This is a genomic window from uncultured Georgenia sp. (assembly GCF_937958535.1).
In the GTDB taxonomy this organism is placed as follows: domain Bacteria; phylum Actinomycetota; class Actinomycetes; order Actinomycetales; family Actinomycetaceae; genus Oceanitalea.
Genome location: NZ_CALGNQ010000107.1, coordinates 1 through 3,073, shown reverse-complemented (window position 1 = coordinate 3,073; position 3,073 = coordinate 1). Strand labels below are relative to the sequence as shown.

Annotated in this window: 1 protein-coding gene; it reads left to right on the top strand. The window is 73.8% G+C overall.

From position 1 onward, the window contains the following. Nucleotides 1-2,843 (top strand): FtsK/SpoIIIE domain-containing protein (locus Q0195_RS05940; protein ID WP_299275861.1); only part of this gene is annotated, 2,843 nt, incomplete at its 5' end. Nucleotides 2,844-3,073: the final 230 nt, after the last annotated feature.

Genomic DNA, 3,073 nt, shown 5'->3' with positions numbered 1-3,073 from the left:
TCGCCGAGGAGGGTCCCGCCGTCGGGATCCACGTGCTGTGGTGCGCCGCCGCCCAGGAGCGGCTCCCGGCCGTGTGCCGCACGTTCCTCACCGTCTCCACCGCGACGGAGGCCGGGACCGCCGGCTACGTGCGCACCGGGTCGGCGGTCCAGCCGCTCATGTGCGAGACGGTGACCGCGGAGCAGGCGCTCTCGCTGGCCAAGCACCTGGCCGCCGTCGTCGACGCCGGGGCCCCGGTCGACGACGCCTCCGACCTGCCCGCGCGGGTGTCCTACCTCAGCCTCGTCGGGCCGGAGACCGCCGACGGCCCGGCCGCCACCCTCGAGCGGTGGCGGGAGAACGGCTCGCTCGTGCCCCGCGACGGCAGCCCGCCGCAGCGGCGCCGTCACGACGCCACCCTGCGCGCCCTCATCGGGCAGGCTGCCACCGAGCCCTTCACCCTCGACCTGCGCACCCAGGGCCCGCACGCGCTCGTGGGCGGCACCACCGGCGCCGGGAAGTCGGAGTTCCTCCAGTCCTGGGTGCTCGGCATGGCCGCGGCGCACAGCCCGGACCGGGTGACCTTCCTCTTCGTCGACTACAAGGGCGGCTCCGCGTTCGCCGACTGCGTCGACCTGCCGCACACCGTCGGGCTCGTCACCGACCTCTCCCCGCACCTCGTGCGACGCGCACTGACCTCGCTGCGGGCCGAGCTGCACCACCGCGAGCACCTGCTCAACCGCAAGGGCGCCAAGGACCTCGTCTCCCTGGAGCGCACCGGGGACCCGGAGTGCCCACCGAGCCTCATCATCATCGTCGACGAGTTCGCCGCCCTGGCCACCGACGTGCCCGAGTTCGTCGACGGTGTCGTCGACGTCGCCCAGCGCGGCCGCTCCCTGGGGCTGCACCTCGTGCTCGCCACGCAGCGCCCCGCGGGCGTCATCAAGGACAACCTGCGCGCCAACACCAACCTGCGGGTGGCGCTGCGGATGAACGACGAGTCCGACTCCACCGACGTCCTCGGGCTGCCGCTGGCCGCCGGCTTCGACCCCGCGCTGCCCGGCCGCGGCGCCGCCCGCACCGGCCCGGGCCGGGTGACGATGTTCCAGACCGGCTACGCGGGCGGGCGGTCGACGACGGCGCGGCCCAAGCCCCAGGTCGAGGTCGAGACCCTGACCATGGGCACCGGCACCCGCTGGGAGCGGCCCGAGCAGCCGGAGGACGCCGACCTCGGCCCGGCCGACGAGGGACCGACGGACATCCGCCGCATCGTCGACTCGATCCGTGAGGCGGCCCGCACGGCGGAGGTCCCCGAGCCGCGCAAGCCGTGGCTGCCCACCCTCGCCCCGGTCCAGGACCTGTCGGCGCTGCACCCGCGCACCGACTCCGAGCTGCCGCTCGGCGTGGTCGACGACCCGGCCCGCCAGCGCCAGGTCACCACCTACTACCGCCCCGACGTCGACGGCAACATCGCCTTCTACGGCGCGAGCGGCTCGGGCAAGTCCACCGCGCTGCGCACCCTGGCGATCTCCGCGGGCATCACCCCGCGCGGCGGCCCGGTGCAGGTCTACGGGCTGGACTTCTCCTCCGGCGGGCTCGCGCCGCTGGAGAACCTGCCGCACGTCGGGTCGATCATCGACGGGGACGACGCCGAGCGCATCCAGCGGCTGCTGCGCCGGCTGCGCGACACCGTGGAGGAGCGCTCCGCCCGCTACGCGGCGGCCCGCGCCAGCACCATCGAGGAGTACCGCACGATCGCCGGCCGCCCCGACGAGCCGCGGATCCTCCTCCTCATCGACGGCTACGGCGCCTTCCGCACCGAGTGGGAGGCCGTCGCCTCCCGGATGCCCTACTACCAGCTGTTCCTCCAGCTGCTCGTCGACGGCCGCTCGGCCGGTGTGCACGTCGCCGTCACCGCGGACCGGCACGGCTCGATCCCGTCCTCGGTCGCCGGCAGCCTGCAGCGCAAGATCGTCATGCGCCAGGTCGACGCCGCCGCCTACGCCCAGCTCGGCGCCCCCAAGGACGTCCTGGACGAGTCCTCCCCGCCCGGACGCGCCATCGTCGGCGGGCTGGAGATGCAGGTGGCGGTGCTCGGCGGCTCGCCGAACCTCGCCGAGCAGGTGCGGGCGATCGAGAAGCTCGCCGGCACCCTGCGCCGCGCCGGGGTTCCCGAGGCACCGGCGGTGCGCCGCCTGCCCGAGCTCATCCCGGCCGACACCATGCCGCGGCACGTGGACGGCTTCCCCGCCGTCGGGGTCGCCGACGACACGCTGGAGCCGGTCGGCATCGAGGCGCTGGGCACCTTCCTCCTCGCCGGGCCGCCGCAGTCCGGGCGCACCAACGCGCTGCACTGGCTCGTGCGGTCGGTCCAGCAGGCCCACCCCGAGGCGCGTTTCCTCTACTTCGGTGCCCGCCGCTCCGGGCTGCGCGGGCTCGACCTGTGGGAGCAGGCCGCGACCGGCACCGCGGAGGTGGCCGAGCTGGCCAAGGCCGTCGTCGGGGACCTCAGGGAACCGCCGCCCGAGGGCGAGGTGGGCTACGTCGTCGTCATCGAGGCGCTCGCCGACTTCCTCACCTCACCCGCCGACGCGCCGCTGGTCGAGGTGATCAAGGCGGTCAAGCGCAACGAGCACTTCGTCATCGGGGAGGGCGACACGAGCACCTGGGGTGCCTCCTGGCCGCTCGTCTCGGAGATCCGCAACGGTCGGCGGGGACTGGCGCTGCAGCCCGACCAGCTCGAGGGAGACACCCTGTTCCGCACGTCCTTCCCGCGCGTCCAGCGCAAGGAGTTCCCGGTGGGCCGGGGCATGCTCGTGGACAAGGCCAAGGTGCGCCGCGTCCAGCTCCCGCTGCTCACCTGACCAGGGGAGTTCTCCCCATGGGAGATGGGCGACAAGCCCACCGACGTTCGATAGGAATGTCGTGCACGACCTCGCCGGAGGGCGGCGGGGCACCGACCCGAAGGAGACAACTCCGTGGCCAACATCAACGTCACCTACGAGGAGATGCGCAACGCCGCCACCTACCTGGTGGCCGGCAAGGACGAGGTGCAGACCAAGCTGGCCGAGCTCAAGACGTTCATCGAGAACCT